This is a genomic window from Candidatus Kapaibacterium thiocyanatum (assembly GCA_001899175.1).
GTDB classification, from domain to species: Bacteria; Bacteroidota; Ignavibacteria; order Kapaibacteriales; family Kapaibacteriaceae; genus Kapaibacterium; species Kapaibacterium thiocyanatum.
The window spans coordinates 128208-148770 of record MKVH01000024.1 but is presented as its reverse complement, the minus strand read 5'-3'; the positions used below and the strand labels follow the sequence as shown (position 1 = coordinate 148770).

21 protein-coding genes and 1 other annotated feature are annotated in these 20563 nt (G+C 60.1%); of the genes, 7 read left to right on the top strand and 14 right to left on the bottom strand.

Annotated features, from left to right (window positions below):
• Positions 1-16: 16 nt before the first annotated feature.
• The 3 genes from BGO89_09335 to BGO89_09325 all read right to left on the bottom strand — a co-directional run bounded on the left by BGO89_09335 (position 17) and on the right by BGO89_09325 (position 3036).
• A complete protein-coding gene (locus BGO89_09335; GenBank protein ID OJX57337.1) occupies positions 17-1429 on the bottom strand; it encodes a hypothetical protein in 1413 nt (470 codons plus the stop codon).
• An 18-nt stretch (positions 1430-1447) separates the two neighbouring features.
• Positions 1448-2566, bottom strand: coding sequence for a hypothetical protein (locus tag BGO89_09330; protein ID OJX57336.1), 1119 nt, complete (start codon positions 2564-2566; stop codon positions 1448-1450).
• Positions 2567-2670: 104 nt separating this feature from the next.
• The gene (locus BGO89_09325) at positions 2671-3036 is read right to left on the bottom strand and encodes a hypothetical protein (protein ID OJX56729.1); all 366 of its coding nucleotides are present in this window, start codon (positions 3034-3036) and stop codon (positions 2671-2673) included.
• 660 nt (positions 3037-3696) lie between these two features.
• On the opposite strand from BGO89_09325, the gene BGO89_09320 reads away from it, so the two are divergent.
• The 3 genes from BGO89_09320 (at position 3697) to BGO89_09310 (ending at position 5296) form a co-directional block, all read left to right on the top strand.
• Positions 3697-4257 (top strand): hypothetical protein, encoded by a 561-nt coding sequence (locus BGO89_09320; GenBank protein OJX56728.1) that lies wholly within the window; start codon positions 3697-3699, stop codon positions 4255-4257.
• A gap of 24 nt (positions 4258-4281) precedes the next feature.
• A complete protein-coding gene (locus tag BGO89_09315) occupies positions 4282-4500 on the top strand; it encodes a hypothetical protein (protein ID OJX56727.1) in 219 nt (72 codons plus the stop codon).
• 151 nt (positions 4501-4651) lie between these two features.
• Positions 4652-5296 carry an intradiol ring-cleavage dioxygenase gene (locus BGO89_09310; GenBank protein ID OJX57335.1) on the top strand — a complete coding sequence of 215 codons (645 nt, stop codon included), beginning with the start codon at positions 4652-4654 and terminating at the stop codon, positions 5294-5296.
• Positions 5297-5328: 32 nt separating this feature from the next.
• Here the strand turns inward: BGO89_09310 and BGO89_09305 are convergent, their stop codons facing one another.
• Both BGO89_09305 and BGO89_09300 read right to left on the bottom strand, forming a co-directional pair.
• Positions 5329-6312 carry a hypothetical protein gene (locus BGO89_09305; protein ID OJX56726.1) on the bottom strand — a complete coding sequence of 328 codons (984 nt, stop codon included), beginning with the start codon at positions 6310-6312 and terminating at the stop codon, positions 5329-5331.
• A complete protein-coding gene (locus BGO89_09300) occupies positions 6309-6539 on the bottom strand; it encodes a hypothetical protein (GenBank protein OJX56725.1) in 231 nt (76 codons plus the stop codon). Before BGO89_09300 ends, BGO89_09305 begins: the two co-directional genes overlap by 4 nt.
• Before the next feature lie 61 nt (positions 6540-6600).
• Between BGO89_09300 and BGO89_09295 the strand changes: the two genes are divergently transcribed.
• Positions 6601-8397, top strand: coding sequence for a hypothetical protein (locus tag BGO89_09295; protein OJX56724.1), 1797 nt, complete (start codon positions 6601-6603; stop codon positions 8395-8397).
• A gap of 6 nt (positions 8398-8403) precedes the next feature.
• A complete protein-coding gene (locus tag BGO89_09290) occupies positions 8404-8994 on the top strand; it encodes a hypothetical protein (protein ID OJX56723.1) in 591 nt (196 codons plus the stop codon).
• On the opposite strand, the gene BGO89_09285 is transcribed toward BGO89_09290, so the two are convergent.
• Entirely contained in the window at positions 8995-10197 is a 1203-nt protein-coding gene (locus tag BGO89_09285) for a hypothetical protein (protein ID OJX56722.1), read from the bottom strand. It lies immediately after the preceding gene.
• 59 nt (positions 10198-10256) lie between these two features.
• Positions 10257-10462, top strand: a binding site (cobalamin riboswitch).
• A 51-nt stretch (positions 10463-10513) separates the two neighbouring features.
• Between BGO89_09285 and BGO89_09280 the strand changes: the two genes are divergently transcribed.
• Positions 10514-11797 carry a hypothetical protein gene (locus BGO89_09280; protein ID OJX56721.1) on the top strand — a complete coding sequence of 428 codons (1284 nt, stop codon included), beginning with the start codon at positions 10514-10516 and terminating at the stop codon, positions 11795-11797.
• Positions 11798-11894: 97 nt separating this feature from the next.
• Positions 11895-12509 carry a hypothetical protein gene (locus tag BGO89_09275; GenBank protein ID OJX56720.1) on the top strand — a complete coding sequence of 205 codons (615 nt, stop codon included), beginning with the start codon at positions 11895-11897 and terminating at the stop codon, positions 12507-12509.
• Positions 12510-12524: 15 nt separating this feature from the next.
• Here the strand turns inward: BGO89_09275 and BGO89_09270 are convergent, their stop codons facing one another.
• From BGO89_09270 to BGO89_09235, 8 genes are read right to left on the bottom strand one after another with little or no spacing between them, the layout of a single operon-like run.
• Positions 12525-13820 (bottom strand): argininosuccinate lyase, encoded by a 1296-nt coding sequence (locus BGO89_09270; protein ID OJX56719.1) that lies wholly within the window; start codon positions 13818-13820, stop codon positions 12525-12527.
• Positions 13817-14902: an acetylornithine deacetylase gene (locus BGO89_09265; protein ID OJX56718.1), complete on the bottom strand. Its 1086-nt coding sequence runs from the start codon at positions 14900-14902 to the stop codon at positions 13817-13819. The genes BGO89_09270 and BGO89_09265 overlap by 4 nt, the downstream gene beginning before the upstream one ends.
• Positions 14899-15684: an acetylglutamate kinase gene (locus BGO89_09260; protein OJX56717.1), complete on the bottom strand. Its 786-nt coding sequence runs from the start codon at positions 15682-15684 to the stop codon at positions 14899-14901. Before BGO89_09260 ends, BGO89_09265 begins: the two co-directional genes overlap by 4 nt.
• A complete protein-coding gene (locus BGO89_09255) occupies positions 15681-16643 on the bottom strand; it encodes an acetylornithine carbamoyltransferase (protein OJX56716.1) in 963 nt (320 codons plus the stop codon). The genes BGO89_09260 and BGO89_09255 overlap by 4 nt, the downstream gene beginning before the upstream one ends.
• Positions 16640-17779: an aspartate aminotransferase family protein gene (locus BGO89_09250; GenBank protein ID OJX56715.1), complete on the bottom strand. Its 1140-nt coding sequence runs from the start codon at positions 17777-17779 to the stop codon at positions 16640-16642. Before BGO89_09250 ends, BGO89_09255 begins: the two co-directional genes overlap by 4 nt.
• Positions 17780-17800: 21 nt before the next feature.
• Positions 17801-18751 (bottom strand): N-acetyl-gamma-glutamyl-phosphate reductase, encoded by a 951-nt coding sequence (locus tag BGO89_09245; GenBank protein ID OJX56714.1) that lies wholly within the window; start codon positions 18749-18751, stop codon positions 17801-17803.
• Complete coding sequence (locus tag BGO89_09240) at positions 18748-19971, bottom strand: argininosuccinate synthase (GenBank protein OJX56713.1); 1224 nt, start codon at positions 19969-19971, stop codon at positions 18748-18750. Before BGO89_09240 ends, BGO89_09245 begins: the two co-directional genes overlap by 4 nt.
• Complete coding sequence (locus tag BGO89_09235; protein OJX57334.1) at positions 19968-20510, bottom strand: GNAT family N-acetyltransferase; 543 nt, start codon at positions 20508-20510, stop codon at positions 19968-19970. The genes BGO89_09240 and BGO89_09235 overlap by 4 nt, the downstream gene beginning before the upstream one ends.
• Between the last annotated feature and the right edge of the window lie 53 nt (positions 20511-20563).

Sequence of the window (20563 nt, the reverse complement as noted above, 5' to 3'; positions counted from 1 at the left end):
CGGTGTCGGTGGACCGCTAGAGCGATTCCATGAATCGCAGGAGGTCGGCGCGTTCGGCGGCGTTCAGTGACTTGAATGCACTCCTCGATGAAGCGGCCTCACCGTCATGCCACAGGATGGCTTCCTCGATAGTACGGGCACGCCCGTCATGGAGCAGGAAGGTATGCTTGTTGACGACGGCGATGAGTCCGAGTCCCCACAGCGGCGGCGTTCGCCATTCACCCGCACCGACGATACCGTCGCCGATGGGATCGGCCAGTCCACTACCCATATCGTGCAGGAGAAGGTCGGTGAACGGATGGATCGTCTGATTGCGGTATGCCGCGACGACGGCCTGACTGCCTGTCGTCAATACAGGCACATGACACGATGTACAGCGGACGGCAGTGAAGTTCCGCGCACCACGCACGACGGCGGGATCATCGACGTTCCTGCGTGCCGGCACGGCGAGCGTCGCGGAATAGAATGCCACGGCGTCGAGCATGTCATCGTCGATTTCGGGATGGCCTCCATCGGGCAACGTACCGAGACGTCCCCACTGCGCCGATGTGATGTCTTCTTTCTCGTGAAGGGTGTTCGTGATGCCGATGTCGTTCACGAAGGCCGCAGCCGTTTGCGTGCGGACACTCGGTTGCCCGGCCTTCCACCCGAAGCGTCCCACGACCGGATGCGCGGCGATGGGATCGGGAACGTACCGCAGCGTTCCCGAAACCGGCGCTACCTGCGAGCCGGCGATCCGTTGCAACGTGGCCTGATCCACGGCTTCGAGCAGGCCCATTCCTATCATCTGCGGAGCGATCCTCGGCAACACGTGCGTAGCGCCGTCGACGGCGCCATAGACGCCGCCATAGACCTTGTAGACAGGACGACGCAGCGAATAGACCGTACCATCGGGATAGTTGCCCGGCTCTTCGACGTATGCGACCTCGACACGGCCTTCCGGTTCCACTCCCGGAATGGCGAACGAATTCATCGCACCACCATAGATGTCGTCCGGCAACAGACCATCCACGCCCGCTCTTCCGAGCTTGTACACCATTCCCGACGCGGGGTCACCTGGAAAGGCAGGAGGGCGTCCACGGCCATCGAACGTATGGCAACTGCCGCACGATCGCGCATCGAAGAACGGTCCGAGACCATCGCGTGCCGTCGTCGAGCTCGGTGCCGCTACCCAGTTGTTACGGAAGAACGAATTACCGGTCTGGAACCGGAGCCGTTCGTCCATACTCAGTGCCGGCGATGCATTGCCGAAGGCATTCACGGAGCCGTCCATCGTCGTGGCCGCTCCACCGGAACGCGCATCGTACTCCCAGCCTTGCTGAACGGGATTGCTCCCCTTATCCTGCGAGCAGGATGCGAGGGCGAGCCAGCATATCAGGACGCCCAATCCATGCCGAAGGCATGTGGATCGGGCGCCGAGGGATGTCATCATAACGGTTCGCTTGTCTTACAGTTCCAGCGTGATCCCGAGCGCACGTGCCGCATCCTGCAATGCTACACCTTCCGCGACGAGAGCGTTGATGGCATTCTTCACACGGATACGTCCGTCGGCCTGGATGATTTCCTGATCGAAGGGAGCATGGATGGACACAACTTCGGCATCCGCTCTTTCGATGCTCCGTTGCAGGGTCTGCGCCAGCGTCGCATTGCGGGCCGCGACGAGAGCGACGAAGGAAGCACCGGCGATCTGCCTTCCGTCGAGGGTGACGTAGGTTCCCGTCAGCACATTGCGGATTCCCATCTGGCCAAGCCGTACGTCCATGTGCGTCTGGTCGCTGAAACAGGAATGCTCGTCTTCCTGATCGGCATTGTTCCACGCCACTTCCATACGTTCTCCTGCGAGCTCGCCGATGGTGAACTTGCCCGCACCCGTCAGGACGAGCTTCAGCGCATCGTCCGGATTCATGGCCTCGAACTTCGTCCTGTATTCGGCGCCCGATGCCCATGCATCGTGGACGTAGGTGAGATCGTCGATGAGCATGTCGACGACTGCGAGCAGGTACTGTCCCCTGCGGTCGGCATTGGTCCTGCCGCCCTGGACGTAGTCGGTATAGGGACGACGGCCGGGTGAGTCGACATAGAGGTCCTGTCCCCACAGCAGGAATTCCACGGCGTGATATCCGCAACTGATGTTGGTCTCTCCGCCCTGTTCGTTGATCGCACGGATGGCATCCTTCGTGATGACCGGTATGGTCATGAGATCGTTGACGACGCCCGACGATTCCGCACCCACGACGTAGTCGATGTACGCTTCGTCGAGAGGCCAGCCGTTCATCGCGCCTTCCGGACCGTTGTCGTCGTCGATGGGGCCGCCGTAGAACCGGAAGACATCCGATTGTCCATACGGATACCGTGCGTTCACGTAGGCCGTACGTGCAGCACCCAGCGTCGCTTCGGACGGTGCGCTGACGAGTTGTTGACATGCCGTTTTCAGGGCCTGTGCACGCGTCAGTGCATCCGCATAGGTCGCTTCCACGATGCGGGAATAGGTCTGTACGACGGACTTCGCGTCGACGGCAGTACCTGGATTCGTCGTGTCGGAAGAGCATCCCGGCAGTGACGTCATGAAGACCGATGCTGCAGAGATACCGAGAAGACAACGTGTACCGAAGTTCATCGAACGTTCTTTCGTGATTTGGTGAGTACGTGATTATGCGATTGGCCTGGCACTCAGTTGCGCCGATAGGATGCGCCATGATCGGATCCTTCACAGAATCCGAGTCGATACCGTGCGATCATCAGACACTCGATCGTCTCCGCCAGTTCTTCCTTCGTGAAGACGATATTGATGCAGGTGCCTCGCACCTGGACCATGATCTTGCGTCGATGTCCGCTGCGCTCGTGCCTGTATTCCTGAAGATCCGGATCGATGCACCGAAGCCCCTCGAGGAATTCGCACATGTCCTCCCTGCTCAATCGCAGGGAGATGGTGCCGATTTCCAGATGCACGTCACGGCATACTTCACAGATGAATGCCTTGCAGATCGTCGTCTCTGCGAGAACTCCGATGATCATGTCGACTCCGGTTTCTGTCAACACATGGGATCTTGCCCGAGTTGTTCTTATTTGGACCAAATCCAAATAAAGACGAATCTACGATGATACGGCTATCCTCGCAAGTAAAAGGTTGGGTACTGGAGTAGGTATCCTACATAGTCTAACGATCAATGACCCACATCAAGGTAGAGTCCTGCGCTTGTTGAGCATAGAGTCCTATTAACAAACAAGACATCACCGCCTATCAACACGACAATCCATCAAGCATCATATGAACAGCCCTCCTGCTTATACTGCAAGTGTCGCTGTTAACACGACGTCTCTCACCAGCGACATAACAGCATTCTTTACCATCCTACCATAGAGATTAGTATGTACGGCAGATGCGGAAGTATTGGGCTCTTAGCAATTTCTTGCTTCATTCTCGTCGCTTGTGGGGATACCAGCACAAGCAACTCAATAGCTACTGTCCCCGGTCGTAGCAAGTTTGATACAAAAATTACGGGAACCTCTCCATCCCTCGATTCAGTTGGTATATGGCACAATACGGCTTGCGCATATATCTACAGCAACATACCGCCAGCGTCCTATGCGTCGACCCTGTCGGCCAGATATCAGCAGCTGAGCCAGACTGGACATGTGATCCTGCAATCCACTTACGGAATGGACACGACACACCGACCGTCTGGTGAGAGCGCGATGTTCACGACAGAATTTCCGCTCATGACCTCGAATACGAATCCGGAAGAAATCTTCGATGATGTAAAAGCGCGCATGACCTTGAATACTGAATGGTCATATGTCAGTGGCAACGATGAAGCCATACTCGATTCAATTGCGCTATTCTTCCAAAATTACAATACGGCATCGAAGACCTATGCTCAGGTTTCGTCGGATATTATCTCCGAAATGACATCGCTCTTGTCCTACCATTCAACTCTCACATGGTCAGGTACTGGTGCGGGAGAACCATCCAAAGCAACATTGCGTGGTATTCAATCAAGTGCACTATATTGGAAACAGTGGCTTGACAATTACGCCACACCAAGCCAGCAGGCGAACGGCGCCCAAGACATTGCCGTGATAGCACAAATCGATGGTGGCGGCATGCTCGTTGGCTGGATCGGAGCAATCGTCGAGGAAGTATCGATGAATGGATCTCTGAACCCTGCTAATTCATGGAAACGAGTGAATGCCGCACTTCGGCAGGGATTCAATATGAGTTCAGGTACAATGTTCAGTCGTTGGTTTGGTAAATAGCGACTACATGAAAGGAGTTGACAAATGTCTATACTCAAATGGACCGTGCAATGGCTCGTTTTGGCATTCTTTCTTTATGGAGGAGCGGAGGCCATCAACAGCATCGATATCCAGATCGGTGGTGAACAATACCTACCGAAGAATATCTACATCAAGATCGTGACGGCATTGGCTTCGTCTGCTATCGTACTATGGCTGACCCATCGCCATCGGACTACTTCGCAGTTGCGGAAGAACGGTTGAACATTGCGACAATAACCGGAGAACCTTGACCGTGACAGATCACCACGGTCAAGGTTCATCCTGTTCGCCGCGCCCCGGTCTCAACCACCTTAGGCCAACAATCAAAAGATCGCAAGAGTAACAGAAGGCTTCACACCGGAACACCATCATGATGCATCCGATCCTTCTCGCCATCGTCTTCACGATCATCCTGACGTCGTGCGATGCACAGACCAGCGACCGGCGGGCATCGTCGCGATCCGTCGGTGGGCACGTCGGCGGTCCGTGCGAAGGGTGTGAGGCCATCCACGAATACGGGAATACGCCACTGTTTCCCGTCGACACCCTGCCATCGTATACCGACAACGAACCGAAGCTCGTCGTCAGGGGCACCATCTTCCAACGCGACGGCATCACTCCCGCTCCGAACGTCATCCTCTACATCTATCACACGGATCGTCGGGGACGTTATGCACGAACGGGCAACGAGACGGGATGGGCGAAGCGCCATGGCTTCGTACGGGGATGGATCAGGACCGGTGCGGATGGCCGGTATACGTTCCATACGTTCAGGCCCGCAGCGTACGCGGATGGGACCGAGCCCGAGCACATCCATGCCGTCGTGAAGGAACCGGATATCAACGAATACTATATCGACGACTTCATGTTCGACGACGATTCGCTGCTGACGCAGTCGAGACGCGACAGGTTGCCCAAACGCGGAGGCTCGGGAATCGTGCATCCGCACGTCGAGAACGGGATACTCACGATCCGACGCGACATCGTTCTCGGTCTGAACATTCCGGACTATCGCTGAGAGTCGATCGGCCTCGCCGATATGCAACCGGGTCAAACGCTTCCATGCGCCGCCATCAGCAATTCATAGGAACGTCGTCGGTCTTCATGCCGCGCCGTGATCGTCACCACGGCTACTTCCGATGCAGCATAGCGTCGCGCCAGATATTCGATGGCCTGGCTCACAGCCGCCCCGGTACCGATATGCACGGTACTGCGCCTCATGGCGGCGATGGCCTGTTCGTGATCGTTGAACGCCATCGAGGGCTTCGACGGGAAACGCGTATTCCGTCCGCGCAGGAAGGACTGCACGAACCATTCCTCGCTGCAGTGCGCAAGATCCTGGGCCGCAGCATCCGTATCGGCACAGAATGCGACGGTCGCGATCATCGTCGTCGGCTCCGGACACCATACCGACGGCACGAAGTTGTTCCAGTAGGCAGCCATGGAGGCGTCGATCCGCGTCGGATCGATAAAGGCGCCGAAGGCATAGCTCAGGCCTGCACGGGCGGCGGCCAGAGCGCTGTCGGGACTCGTTCCGAGCATCCATACTTCGGGCATCCCCGCTCCATCCGGAACGGCCACGACATCGCCGTCCTGCGACGGCTGACGTCCATCCCGGAGATAACGCAATACTTCATCCAGCCTGGTCATCGCCTCGACGGGAGTGTAGTGCAGCGCCCGTGCCACACGTCCATCTCCGCCCGGCGCCCGCCCGAATCCCGCATCGATACGGCCTGGTGCGAGTGCTTCGAGCATCCGCAGCGTTTCGGCCACCTTGAGCGAGGCAGCGTGACCGAGAAGAATACCGCCGGACCCGAGACGTATGGTCGACGTCCGTGCCGCGGCGTATGCCATCATCAGCTCGGGCGTAGCCGATGCGAAGGAAGCGCCGCCATGATGTTCGGCGAACCAGTACCGATGATATCCCTCCCGCTCGGCGAGCATGACGAGATCCATGGTATTGCCGATCGCCGTGGCCGCCGCGATGTCGTCGACGACCGGCGACTGGTCGAGAATACTCAGGCGCAGCTTCATAGGTCCCCTCCATCCTCGAGCAGATGGATCGCATTGCCGTCGTCGACGTAGTCGAACATCCGCTGCGAACTTCCATTGACGATGACCTGCAATACGTCCGGTGATGCCCTGAATCCGTCGGCGGCGAGCGCTTCGATAATGGTTCCTACCGTCATCTGCCGTTCGGGTGCATCCATGAGCAGGGCTTTGAGCCTGCGCTTGATGCGTACGATGGTGAATGAATTCACGATTCCTCCTGGGCAAAGATACCGGTCGTCCAGTCTCAACCCCAGAAGCTATTTTGCGGACATGAAGACACGACCTATCCTGCTCCCTCTCGTCCTGTTCGCCTGTGCCTTCGCCTGCCTCCATGCCCAGCCCTACGCCGGCATCGTCAACGGCGATACGATCCGCCTCGAAGAAATGGCCCGCGAGGTCGGCCGACGTACGGAATTCGCGAAGCTCGGCCGTCCGATGTCACAGCCCGATATCATCGAAGCCACATGGAACGACCTCGTCACACGTACGCTCGTGTTCCAGGAGTGCCGCAAGCGGCGGATCGACGTCACGATGGGAGATGTGGACAGCCTGTTGCTGAACAGAACGCCCGACTACGTACGCCGCGGCATCGTGGACGAGAAGGGACGCTTCGATCCGTCGCTTCTGAGAGCCATGCTGTTTTCGCCGGACTCGCTGGTACGCGCCCATTCGGACGACATTCCGGCCAATGCGCGTCAGCAGCAGATCGACGACATCAAGGCGAGCATGAAGGACCTCCGCGACCGCGTCCGTATGACGATGCTGGACGTCCGTCTTCGTGAAGCGCTCGCCAAGGAGATTCCGGTCGACAGCTCACGACTCAGGGCATCGTTCGAGAACGCCGCATCGCGATGCTCGGCCGACGTCATCTTCCTCCCCTGCCTGCCGAACACGAAGGAACCGACGGAAGCCGAACTCCAGCGATGGTACGATCAGCACAAGGCGCAGTACCGCACGGAACACGAACTGCGCCGCCTCGTCTTCATGGCCTTCAAGGTGGAGGCATCGCGCGCCGACTCGGCGATGATCATCAGGAACGTCACCAACTTCGTCCAGGACTGCATGCGGAGACCGGCAGGACGTCTGCGCGACTCCCTCTTCCAGTCCGTCGCACGGACGACATCATCGGGCAATGCGGTCGTGGATCCCGACTCCGCCGATCACGCCCCCTTCTACAATGTCTGCCGCGGCAAGAAGCGTGGCGACATCGTAGGCCCCGTCAAGCTTCAGGACGGACTCCACGTCCTGCGCATCGACTCGGTCCTGAAGGGTCCGTCACGCACACGCCCGCGCTATGCGGTTACGGCCCTGAACACGGCGATCGACGCCACGAAACCTACGCTCGACAGCATCCTGCAGAACGTCGAGGCGACGATCGAGAGTTACGAAGCCGGCAAGGAGCTCGGTGAAGTCGCCCAGGCTGCGCACAAGCCGATCGAAGTCTCGCCGTACTTCGGTATCGACGAACGCCTGTTCGGATCCTATGCAGTCGCCGACGCGGCGTTCAGGACGCAGGTGGCGGCAGCCTGCGATCCGGTGGACACTCCGGAACGTGGTGTGCTCGTGGCCATCGTCGTCGACAGCGTTCCTCCCGGCCCCATGCCCTTCGATGCCGCCATCGAGAAAGTACGCAAAGACATCATCCATGACCGTACGTGTCTCGGGCGCAGCCGCGAAGCCCGCGAGCTCAAGGACATGTGCGCACTGACGCCCGAAGGTCTGTTCGTCATCGCCGAGCATCCCCGGGATGCGAAGATCTACCGCGACGTCACCATCGACCGTGGAGGCATGATCGGCGACGAGCTCATGGATACGCTCGCAGCGAAGGGCATCTACGATCAGGGCGTACGCGGCATCATCGGTCCCGTCTATGGGGACAACGGATGGTACGTCGTCAACATCCGCGACATCGTCAAGGCCAATCCCGACGAATTCGGCATGTTCATGCAGCTCAACGGTGCGGCACTCGTCGAGTCCCAGCATGCCGAAGCCTATGACCGATGGCTCGCCGGCGTCCGCTCGCGCAGCACCATCGACGACAAACGCTGGGTCTATTTCCGCTATTGAGACGTTATGGATCTGATCATCTTCGACTTCGGCGCAGTGCTCTACGACATCGACTTCACGAGAACCCGTGAGGCCATGCATGCCCTGGCCGGATACAATGGAGTGCCGATCCATTTCGGCGTCGACAAACAGGACGACATCTTTCTCGCTGTGGACCGCGGTGAGGTCACGAACGAGGAATTCCGTGCGGCCATGCGTACGAAGTGGGGATTCACCTGCACCGATGCCGAGCTCGACGCCGCATGGTGTGCGCTGCTGAAAGAGCCCTTCCCCCATGCCGTCGACGTCGTACGGAAGGCACGCAGGACGGCACCCGTCGTCCTGCTCAGCAATATCAGCGATCTGCACCTGATGCACGTGATTCCACAGTGCAGGGCATTGCTGCCGCTCTTCGACGGCCTGTTCCTTTCATGTCAGACCGGACTTCGCAAGCCTGACCCGGAGGCCTTCCTCTATCCGTGCGACATCATGAATGCCGATCCCGAGAGGACCATGCTCTTCGACGACTCCGGCGCCAACTGCGAAGCGGCCGCAGCCGTCGGCATCGTCGTGCGCCGCGTCGTCGATCCCTATGCGTTACCGGACATGGTTCCCTGATCAGTCGGGCAGGGCCTGTCCCTTCGTTTCGCGTGCGGAGAACAGGGTGAAGAAGCCGACGACGTAGGCGAAGGCGAACGTGAAGATGGCCTTGTCGTATCCGCCGAGTACCGTCACGAGCACACCGACGAAGAAGACGGTGACGGCCGTCACGAGCCGTCCGACATTGAAGCTGATACCCGTCGCCGATGCACGTACGAGCGTCGGAAAGAGTTCGGGAATGTAGCCCGTCAAGACCCCCTGATTGAATCCGATGAACAGCGACAGCACGAGGGTCATGCCGAACATGATCGACGGCTGTGCCTGGGGCTGAAGGAAGAGTGCGCACGACATACCGAAGGCACCGAGATAGCCGATGGCTGCCGCCTTGCGGCGTCCGACGATATTCGACACCGTCCCCGAAATGATACCGCCGAGGATCGCTCCCACACCGAGCAGCGAGATCGTGATACTGCGCGCCGTGCGCTGCTGGTCCGGCGTGCTGATCGACGAAACCCACGTCGGCATCCACGTATAGGCGGCCCACAGTCCTACCAGCATGCTGCCGAACAGCATCAATCCCACGACGAGGTCGCGACGGTGTGCCGAATGCCACACCGATGCAGTCGTCCTGCGTTCACGGTCACGCTGCGACCACAGGTCGCTTTCCTTCACGACGATCTGCACGGCCACGGCCACCGCTACGGTGATACCGGCGAAGAGATAGGCTGTGCGGAAATCGGGTGTCAGAACCTGGAAGGCACCCGAAAGAATGAAGCCCACGGGAAACGCATTGATCAGGATTCCCACCATACGGGCCCGGTTCGTGGAATTCGCCCAGGCCTCGGAGACGAGAACGGCCGTGATGAGCAGGATGCCACCCGCACCGGCGCCCGTCATCGCACGCAGGATGACGAGGTCGGGCAGCGACACCACGAAGCCGGTCAGCCCCATTCCGAGCGTGCAGGCCAGCGTGCTGATGAGCAAAGCCCTCTTGCGACCGATCCTGTCCCCCATCGCACCGAGGAAGACACCCCCGACGGCCCAGCCGAGCAGGAAGGCCGCTCCCGCATACGAACCCGTCCGCGCGATGCCCTGCGGTGTGGCCGTACCGTTGATGTCGGCGACGATGGAAGGGAGGTAGACGCTGAACAGCGTAGCGCTGAGACCGGCGCACACGGTGGCCAGCCAGGAGATCAGGTACAGGACGTGTCGGTGTTGCATGTGCAAAGATAATGCAACCGAACGGCCCCGTTATTTGCCCCGGCCAGCGTACCTTTGTGCCCACAATTCAAGGATAGGGTTGCTTCTTCACGAAGCATGAAAAGGGAAGTCGGGTGAGAATCCCGCGCGGTTGCGCCGCCGTAACGGTCGACGATCGTCCCATATCTCCCTGTTGGGAGATGGTCACTGTGCCTGCCAGGGCATGGGAAGACGGGACGGAAGACGGACCGGAGCCGGAAGACCTGCCTTATCTCGTTTTCGGTCGCGACCTTCGCGTCGCAGCGCTGCGCCAACAGCGTACTGAAAGGAGCACGTCATGATACGTAGCACCCTGGCATCGATATTCCTGGCATCGGCACTTTCCCTGACGGCACAGGTCCAGACGATCACGACACCGAGACAGCCGGTGGCCATGCACGTCACCTCGTCCGAGATCCACGTCCTGACCAACCGCATCGACGTGAACTTCAACGGCCAGCGCGAGGCCGAAGACAGTCCCGCACAGTGGATCGTCATCGATCGTCTGACTCTCGGCACCAAGTCGGAGACGGCCTTTCCCTGGGCCAACGTCAAGAGCTCGCGCCCGGCATTCTCCACCGAAGCCAACGACAAGCTCTTCATCGGCGTCGACGGCGGCCTCGATATCTACAAGGTATCCGACAAGTCGAAGATCAACACACTCCCCCTGTCGAACGTGAACGGCGTCGGCTATAACGATAACGCCAATCTCATCGTGACCTCCCATAACGCTCCGGACTTCGTCAAGCCGGGCACGGTCTCCCTGCACCTGGCCGGCGGTACGCAGACGATGACGTTCGATGCGGGCATCAATCCGCAGCAGATCGCCTGGTACAACTTCGGCAGCGAACCGACGCACGCCGGTTTCGCCGTCGTCAACGAAGGCGTCTTCGGCAGCGCCAACGGTCGTGTCGAAGTATGGGAAAATCAGTCGAAGACGGCGATCGACGTCGGCGATACGCCGAACCACATCACGATCGACGACAGGATGGCCTACGTTACCGTCAACGGCTCGCACTGGATCGTCGTCATCGATCTCGAAGAGAAGAAGGCCGTCGACACCATCCTGGTCGGCACGTCGGGCTTCGAAGGTCCCCGTGAGAGCTGCATCCATGACGGGCGCCTCTTCGTCTCCACCTTCGCTGCGGAAGTTCGCATCTTCGACCTTGCCACGGGTGACCGTGCAGGTCGTATCGCCCTCGGTGCGAAGCCGGAAGCCATCGCCGTGATCGACGGCAGACTGTGGGTCACCCGCGCCTTCGTCACCGGCGGATACGATGCCGATTCCGGTATCGATATTTACGATCTCGACGATGCCACCTCCGTAGCCGCCGATGCCCCGGCAAGCGCACCGAAGGCATATCCCCTTCCCGCAGCGTCCGTTCTCACGATCGACGGCTTCGATGCCGCTTCGACGATGCAGGCGCGGATCGTATCGCCGATGGGCACGATGATCGATGCCGCACCACTCCTGGTGGCCAGCAGTGGCAGCAGGGCACAGCTCGACGTACGCTCCCTTCCGAACGGCGTCTATACACTGACGACGGGACGCAACAACGTACGCTTCGTCGTCGCCCGCTGAGAGCGCCACATCCGACGTCCATCCGAAGCCTGGCTCCCATGGAGCCGGGCTTCGCTATTTTTGGACGACATTGGCAATCATCGGAGAGATAGGAATAGTGAGGCAGCGTATCCTGATTCTTCTCGCGGGCTCCATCGCATGTGGCATCAGTATGATGTGGATCGACGTCCCCCTAGCGCACTGGATCCACGATCATCAGACGCCGTGGATGCTGACGTTAGGAGGATGGCTGGAAGAAGCGGGGAAGTCGCACTGGATACTTCTCGTTGCCGCCGTCGTCGCCGCCGTCGCATGGGGGCACGATCGTGACGTCGCACGGCGCCACCTCGCACTGTTCACGGCAGTGGCCACCTCGGGTATCGCGGCCAACATCGTCAAGATCTTCGTGAGCAGATCCAGGCCGCCACTCCTCATCGACCAGAGCATATCGAGTGCAGCCCCGTTCACGTTCAGCATGGACTATCTCTGGCAATCGTTTCCGTCAGGCCATTCCACGACGGGCCTCGCCATCGCCGTCGCAGGCAGCTTCGCATGGCCCCGTATGCGATGGCTGGCGTGGGGTCTCGGACTCTCCATCGCCGCAGGCAGACTGCTGTACAACGTCCACTACCTCAGCGACGTCATCGCAGGCAGCATGCTCGGGATCCTCTTCTCCTGGCTGGCCATCGCCTTCTGGTGTCCGGGCGACGACCGGAAGATGCGGGACAACTGATACCGCCGACTACCCTCAGACTCTCGTGGATCTATGCTGCTGCAGCCGCTCGCGCAGGATGCCCAGCCCCGGATTGCCGATACTTCCGATATGCGTCGACGCAACAGGCTCGGAAGGTGCGGTGAAGGTTCCGTTCTCGACTTCCGCTCCGATGGTACGGTAGGCGTCACGGAACGACATACCGGAGACGACGAGATCGTTGACGCGGTCGACGGTGAAGGCATAGCGATAGAGGTCGGCGCTCATGATGTCGTCGACGGGCTGCACGTGAGGTGAGACGTGATCGGCGATACGCAGGCACAACGAGACTTCGTCGATTCCCGGAACGATTCGGTCCTTCACGAACTGCAGGTCACGATGGTATCCGCTCGGAAGATTGGTCGTGACGTAGCCTATCTCCACCGGCAAGGCCTGAAGCCGGTTGCAACGGGCACGCAGTACTTCGAAGATGTCGGGATTCTTCTTGTGCGGCATGATGCTCGACCCCGTCGTGAACTCCACGGGCAGGGTCACAAAGCCGAAATTCTGCGACATGTAGTGCACGACGTCCGTCGCGTATCGAGCAAGCGTGCTCGCCACCTGGGCGATGGCGACGGCGGCAAGACGTTCCGTGCGTCCGCGCGATTGCTGTGCGAACGTACTCGTGACATGCATGCGCTGGAAGTTGAGCGCGCGGGTGACGAGCTCCCTGTCCAGCGGGAAGGACGATCCATAACCAGCCGCCGATCCGAGCGGATTGGCGTTGGCTGCGTCGATGGCCATGTCGAGCACTCTCACATCCTCCAGCAATGCTTCCGCATGGCCACCGAACCAGAGTCCGAACGACGAGGGCATCGCCACCTGATAATGTGTATAGCCTGGCAGGAGAACATCGATGTGCCGCTCGGCCTTCGTCAGCAATGTCGATGCGAGATCGAGCACCTGCTGGCGTATGCCCCGCAGTTCGTGACGCAGCCAGAGCTTGATGTCGAGCAGGACCTGGTCGTTGCGCGAGCGGCCGGTATGGATCTTCTTGCCGACCTCACCGAGCTTCTGCGTGAGGAGGTATTCCACCTGGGAGTGGACGTCCTCCATGCCGGCGTCGATCACGAAGCCGTGGGTGTCGATCGACTCGAGCATGTCGCCGAGCTCGGCCACCAGCGTGTCGCCTTCGTCCTTCGTCAGCAGGCCGACCGAAACCAGCATCGAGGCATGGGCGATGTTGCCGACGACGTCCCAGCGCGCGAGGCGTACGTCCATGTCGCGATCGGCACCTACAGTGAACTCCTGCATGAGCGCATCGATGGGCGCTCCCTTGTCCCATAGTTTCATGTCGTTTCCATGAATAGTTCGATCCAGCGGATCATGACGTCGACGCCATGACGCAGTTCGTCGAGATGGAGGTATTCGTTCGGCGTATGCGAACGTGCGGAATCTCCCGGACCGATCTTCAGCGACGGAACGCCGGGAGGAAGCAGGGATTGATCGCTGAGCGTCGGGCTACCGTAGGTCGTCATGCCGATGCGCTTGCCTGCAAGGACGAGTGGATGGGTTTCCACGATCGACGAAGGCTGCAGCCGCAGGCTTCGCGGTACGACGTCGCATCGTACATGATCACGGATGATATCGACGATCTCGCCGTTGACGTAGGCATCCGTCGTACGGACATCCACGACGAAGCGGCATTCGTCGGGCACGACGTTATGCTGGCTCCCGGCCTCGATCTGCGTGACCGTCATCTTGACCGGACCGAGCATGGGTGAGACACGATCGAACGTGAAGGTCCGGAACCACTCGATATCGCGCATGGCGACATAGATAGCATTCTCCCCTTCGTCTCTCGCAGCATGTCCCGTACGCCCCCGTGCAGTACAGTCGAGTACCACGAGTCCTTTCTCCGCGATGGCCATGTTCATCCCCGTCGGTTCTCCGACGATGGCTACGGCGATGTCCACGCCGTCCGTCATCCACTGTCGTACCAGCATGGCCATACCGTCGCTGCCCGATATCTCTTCCTCGGATGTCGCCGCCATGCAGATCGTATACGGCAGATCCGTGTGATCGAGCAATGCGATGAAAGCCGCGAGCAGGACGACGAGAGAACCGCCGGCATCGTTGCTTCCGAGACCGGTGAGCCTGCCGTCATGGACGACTGGGTCGAACGGATCCGTCAGCCATCCGTTACCGGGCCGCACGGTGTCGTGATGCGAATTCAACAGGAGAACGGGTGCACCGGGGATCGAGGATCGATGCCAGGCGACGACGTTGTTGCCGTATCGCTCGGGCTCCGCGCCACGCTCCTGCAGCCAGTCCGCTACGATGACGGCCGTATCCCCCTCCTGCCTGCTGTACGACTGCGTCGATACCAGACGCTTCAACAGTGCGAGCGCTTCGTCATACCGCTGTTGCATCATGCATCCGTCCTGACGATGGCCGTGCCCGACCGCGTACCGAGCGTGGCCGCGGACTGGATACGGACGTTGCGCACCCCCGCATCGAGAGCGGCGAAGGCTGCATTGAGTTTCGGAACCATACCCTTGACGATGACACCCTTGCCATACAGATCGTCCATCTCCGCACGTGTGAGCGTCGGAATGACCGACGTATCGTCGGCGACATCCATCAGCACGCCATCCCTGTCGAAACAGTAGACGAGATCGACGTCGGCAACAGTCCCCAATGCGGATGCTACGGCGGATGCGACCTTGTCGGCATTCGTGTTGAGCAATTGTCCGGCACCGTCGTGCGTGACAGGCGCCAGCACGAGCGAAAGCGGCGTCGCACCGCCCGTCATGAGTTCCATCATGCGTCGCCCATCGACGTCGGTGATGTCTCCGACGAAGCCGTAGTCGCGCGATGGATCACGGTGCTTCGCGGACCTGATGATTCCCGCGTCCGGCCCCGTCATACCGAGAGCAGCGACACCCCGGGCCGCAAGTCCGGCGACGATGGATTTGTTCGTGAGCCCTCCGAGGATCATGACGAGGATGTCGAGTGTGCGCGCATCGGTGACCCGACGACCCTCGATCATCGTCTGGGGAATTCCGAGCGATTCGGCCGTTCTCGTCACAAGGCTTCCACCGCCGTGAACGAGGACGAACGGGCGCGGAAGCCGTGCGAGCGTATCCAGGAAGTTCGTGAGCGATGCCGCGTCCTCGACGATGGCACCACCGACCTTGACGACCGTTACCGTCATGCCTGCAGCTCCTTCACCATGTGCATGAGAATCGTCTGGGCGCTGACGACGCGGTTGCCGGCCTGCTCCAGCACGGCCGACCATGGTCCGTCCAGCACCTCATCCGTCACGATCATGTTGCGTCGCACGGGCAGACAATGCAGGAACCGTGCGTCGTTCGTGCGTTTCATCTTGTCGACCGTCACCGTCCATGACGGATCCATCGACGTGATGGCACCATACTGTCCGTAGTTCGACCAGTTCTTGGCATAGATGAAGTCGGCCCCCTCGAAGGCGGCATCCTGATCGTGCATCATCGTGACGCCCCGCATGAAGTCCGGGGCCAGATCGTATCCTTCAGGATGGGTGACGACGAGATCGACGTCAGCGGCCGACATCCATTCGACGAAGGAGTTGGCCACTGCCTGCGGAAGTGCCTTGGGATGTGGCGCCCACGTCAGGACGACCTTCGGCCGCGCCGTCCGCTTCAGCGTTTCGATGGTGATGAGATCGGCGAAGCTCTGCAGGGGATGCCTCGTGGCACTTTCCAGACTGACGACGGGAACACCGGCATATCTTATGAAACTCTCCATGACCTCTTCATTGTAATCCTCGTTACGGTCCTTGAGGCCGGCGAAGGTGCGGATGCCGAGAACATCGCAATACTGCCCCATAACGCCTGCGGCTTCCTTGATATGTTCGGTCGCGGTGCCGTCCATCACGACGCCATCGCGTGTTTCGAGCGTCCATGAATCACTGCCGGCATTCAGCACCATCACATCCATACCGAGCAGGGTTCCTGCCTTCTGTGTGCTCATGCGTGTCCGCAAGGACGGATTCATGAAGAGCAGGCCGAGCGTACGGCGGCGACCCAGCGTCTCGTGCATCCATGACGAACGCTTGAGTTCGAGGGCATCGCGGAGTACGGTGTCGAGTCCGGGACCGGCCAGTACATCATGGACGGAGGTAAAGCGTTTCATGTCGTCTCCAGTGTCAGCGTGGAAGAGAGAGCCTGCACGAACCGGTCGAGTTCTTCGCGGGAAACGTTGAGCGCGGGCAACAACCGTATCGTCTTCGGGTTGGAAGCGTTGCCGGTGAGGATACGATGATCCTGCACGAGCGACGTCCGGACGGCTGCCGCGCCATGATCGATATCCATACCGATCATGAGGCCACGGCCACGTACGTCGGTCACTCCCGGTACGTCGCGCAACATATTCGCCAGTACCGCACCGTTCTCCGCGGCCCGCTGCATGAGATCATCGGACTCCATGACGTCGATCACGCTCATGGCTGCGGCACAGGCCAGGTGATTGCCACCGAACGTCGTACCGAGCATACCGTCCCAGACGTCGATGTCCGGCGATACGAGTACTCCACCGATGGGAAAACCGTTGCCGATTCCCTTCGCGACGGTGACGAGCGGTGGCCGGATACCTGCATGCTGATGCGCGAAGTATCGTCCGGTACGACCGCATCCGGACTGTATCTCGTCGAGGATGAGCATCGCACCGTGCTTGCGGCATTCCGTATCGAGGGCGACGAGGAAGTCGTCGTCCGCCATGCGGATACCACCCACGCCCTGGATTCCTTCGACGATGACGGCGGCGACGTCCCCACGATCGAGCTCGGCGCGCACGGCCTCGATGTCGTTGAGCGGCACGAAGGTGACGTTATCGGTCCTGTTGACCGGAGCGACGATCTTCGGATTGTCCGTGGTGGCAACGGCGAGCGACGTACGGCCATGGAAGGCCTTGTCGAAGGCCACGATCCTGCTGCGCCCCGTCACGAAGGACGCGAGCTTCAAGGCGTTCTCGTTGGCTTCCGCACCACTGTTGCAGAGGAACAGCCTATACGTGTCGTATCCCGAGACGATGCCGAGACGTTCTGCGAACTCTTCCTGGATGCGGATCCTGACGCTGTTGGAATAGAAGCCGAGACGTTCGGCCTGCGCCGCGATGGCCTGTACGTAGGCCGGATGGGCATGACCGATGGAGATGACGGCATGACCGCCGTAGAGGTCCAGATAGGAATTGCCGTCGGCATCCCACACGGTAGACATACTTCCGCGCACGAGTTCGATCGGCATCAGCGAATAGACCGGCAATGGATTCATGGTGTCCCTGTTCGATAGACGTCAGTAGGCGATGGCCCGGAGATCGAGTCCTGCCGTCTCGTCGTAGCCGAGTGTGAGATTCATGTTCTGCACGGCTTGCCCCGACGCACCCTTCAACAGGTTGTCGAGTACGCTCACGACGAGCAGATGATCGCCCTGATGCTGCAGTCCGACGCAGCAGCGATTCGTTCCGGTGATGCGCTTCAGATCGGGCAGGTCGTCGGCCACGACGACGAAGGGATGGCCTTCGTAGCGGTCGCGGTAGAGCTTCATGATGGCGGCGGCGGAACGCTCGCACCGTATCAGGCACGATGCCATGATACCGCGCTGGAACGGACCCCGCATCGGGACGAAGATCACGTCGGTGTCGTTCCCGGCGGCGGCAAGCGTACGATGGATCTCCGGAAGATGCTGGTGATCGAAGGCCTTGTAGACGCTCAGGTTGTTCGCACGCCACGAGAAATGCGTGGTATCCGACGGAGCCTGGCCCGCGCCCGTCGATCCTGTGATCGCCGTCACGGTGACGTCATCACGCAGCAGCCCTTCGCCCGCGAGCGGCAGCAGGGCCAGCTCGATGGTCGTGGCGAAACATCCGGGATTGGCTATGCGCTTCGCCGTGCGGATACGCTCGCGATGCAGTTCGGGTAGACCGTAGGTCCACGCATCGTCCAGACGGAAGTCCTGGCTGAGATCGATGACGATCGTCGAATCCGGAAGAGGATTCCCGGACAGGAAACGCTTCGCCTGACCGTGCCCGCTGCAGAGGAAGACGACGTCGGGATCCGCAGGCAGCTCGTTCGTGAACCGAAGCGTCGTCGTACCGGCAAGATCGGGATGAGCTGCACCGACCGGCTGGCCCGCATGGGATGTACTGACGACGGCGAGGTCGTTCACACTGACTTCGGGATGTCCGAGCAGGAGGCGGATGAGTTCGCCGCCCGCATAGCCTGCGCCACCGACGATACCGATCATGATCGTGCGCTCCCCGTCGCCGGCTGTTCGTTATCCACGGTGCGATGGATCGTCGTCGTGATTGCCGATATCGTGGCGAAGCCCTTGACATCGTCTCCCGACCACGCACGGTTCACTTCTCCGTACGTCGCGAACGACGACTGCATGAGATCGTTCGGCGACGAGATGCCGAGTACGTCGAACGTGCGATCACGGAGTTCGATGGTGACGTCGCCGGTTACCCGCTCCTGCGTCTGCCTGTAGAACGCTTCGATATCGCGCATGGCAGGTTCGAGGAACTGACCTTCGTGCAGGAGCTGTCCGTACCAGGTGGACAGTTGGTCCTTGAGATTGATCTGCCATTTCGTGAGTGTATGCTTCTCGAGGACGCGATGCGCTTCGATGAGGATCGATGCCGCAGGCGCCTCGAAGGCGACGCGCCCCTTGATGCCGATGATCGTATCGCCGACATGCATTCCCCTGCCGATGCGCCACGCCGTGCCGCGCTCGTTGAGCATGCGTATCACGTCGACGGGTTCCATCGTCGTACCGTTGAGAGCCACCGGCTCTCCATCGACGAAGCTGACGACGAGGCCTTCGCTGTTCTCCGGATGATCGTCATCGCTCGTCGCGCTCGGGTAGGCATGTTCCGGCAGCGGATCACCCGACGTCAGCGTCTCGCGTCCGCCGATCGTCGTGCCCCATATTCCCTGATTGATCGAGTAGGCGGCCTTCGTCCAGTCGCCTTCCACACCATTGGTAGAGAGATAGGCGATCTCCTCGTCGCGGCTCAGTCGCTGGTCGCGAATCGGTGTGATGACGGGAAGGTCGGGACAGAGGATACGGAAGATGAGATCGAAGCGGACCTGGTCGTTGCCGGCACCTGTACTGCCGTGCGCAAGATGCGTGGCGCCGATCGTACGCGCGTGCTCGGCGATGGCGATGGCCTGCACGACGCGTTCGGCGCTGACGGAGAGTGGATAGGCCGCGTTCTTGAGAACGTTCCCGGCGATGCAGTATCGCAGTACGTCGTCGTACAACTGCTCCGTCCTGTCGAGCGTGGCATGCGACGTGGCACCACATACCTGGGCACGTTCGGCGATGCGGTCGAGTTCGGCGTCGGAGAACCCGCCCGTATCGACGACGACGGTATGGACTTCCATCCCGAGATCCACGGCGAGATAGCGTGCACAGTAGCTCGTATCCAGGCCGCCGGAGAATGCCAGCAGTACGCGGTTCATGGTGTTTCCTTCTGTTGTGTTTCGGGATCGAACAGCATGCCCGTACACAGACACATCTTCTGTTCGGTACGCTGGAGGATATCGTAGTTCGGGCAGCTCTGGCATCCCTTCCAGAACACTTCGTCCGTCGTCAGCAACGAGAAGTGCACGGGAATGTAGCCGAGCTCGCTGTTGAGCTTCATGACGGCGGCGCTGGTCGTGATGCCGAAGATCTTCGCTGTCGGATACTTCTTCCTGGACAGCTCGAAGGCAGCACGCTTGATGCGTCGTGCGAGGTTGAGCTTCCTGAAGTCCGGCGCGACGATCAGGCCTGAATTCGCCACGTAACGTCCATGCTCCCATGTTTCGATGTAGCAGAAACCGGCGAAATGCCCATCCGACGTGATGGCCACGATGGCCTTGCCTTCGCGCATCTTCTGCACGATGTATTCCGGTGTACGGCGTGCGATACCCGTGCCACGCTGTTGTGCGGCAAGGAAGATCGTTTCCACGATCTCTTCGGCATAGCGTTCGTGTGAGGCATCGGCCACGGTCACCATGACGACGGGCAATTCGACCTCGAGTGTTGACTGTTCCATGAACGGCAAACAAA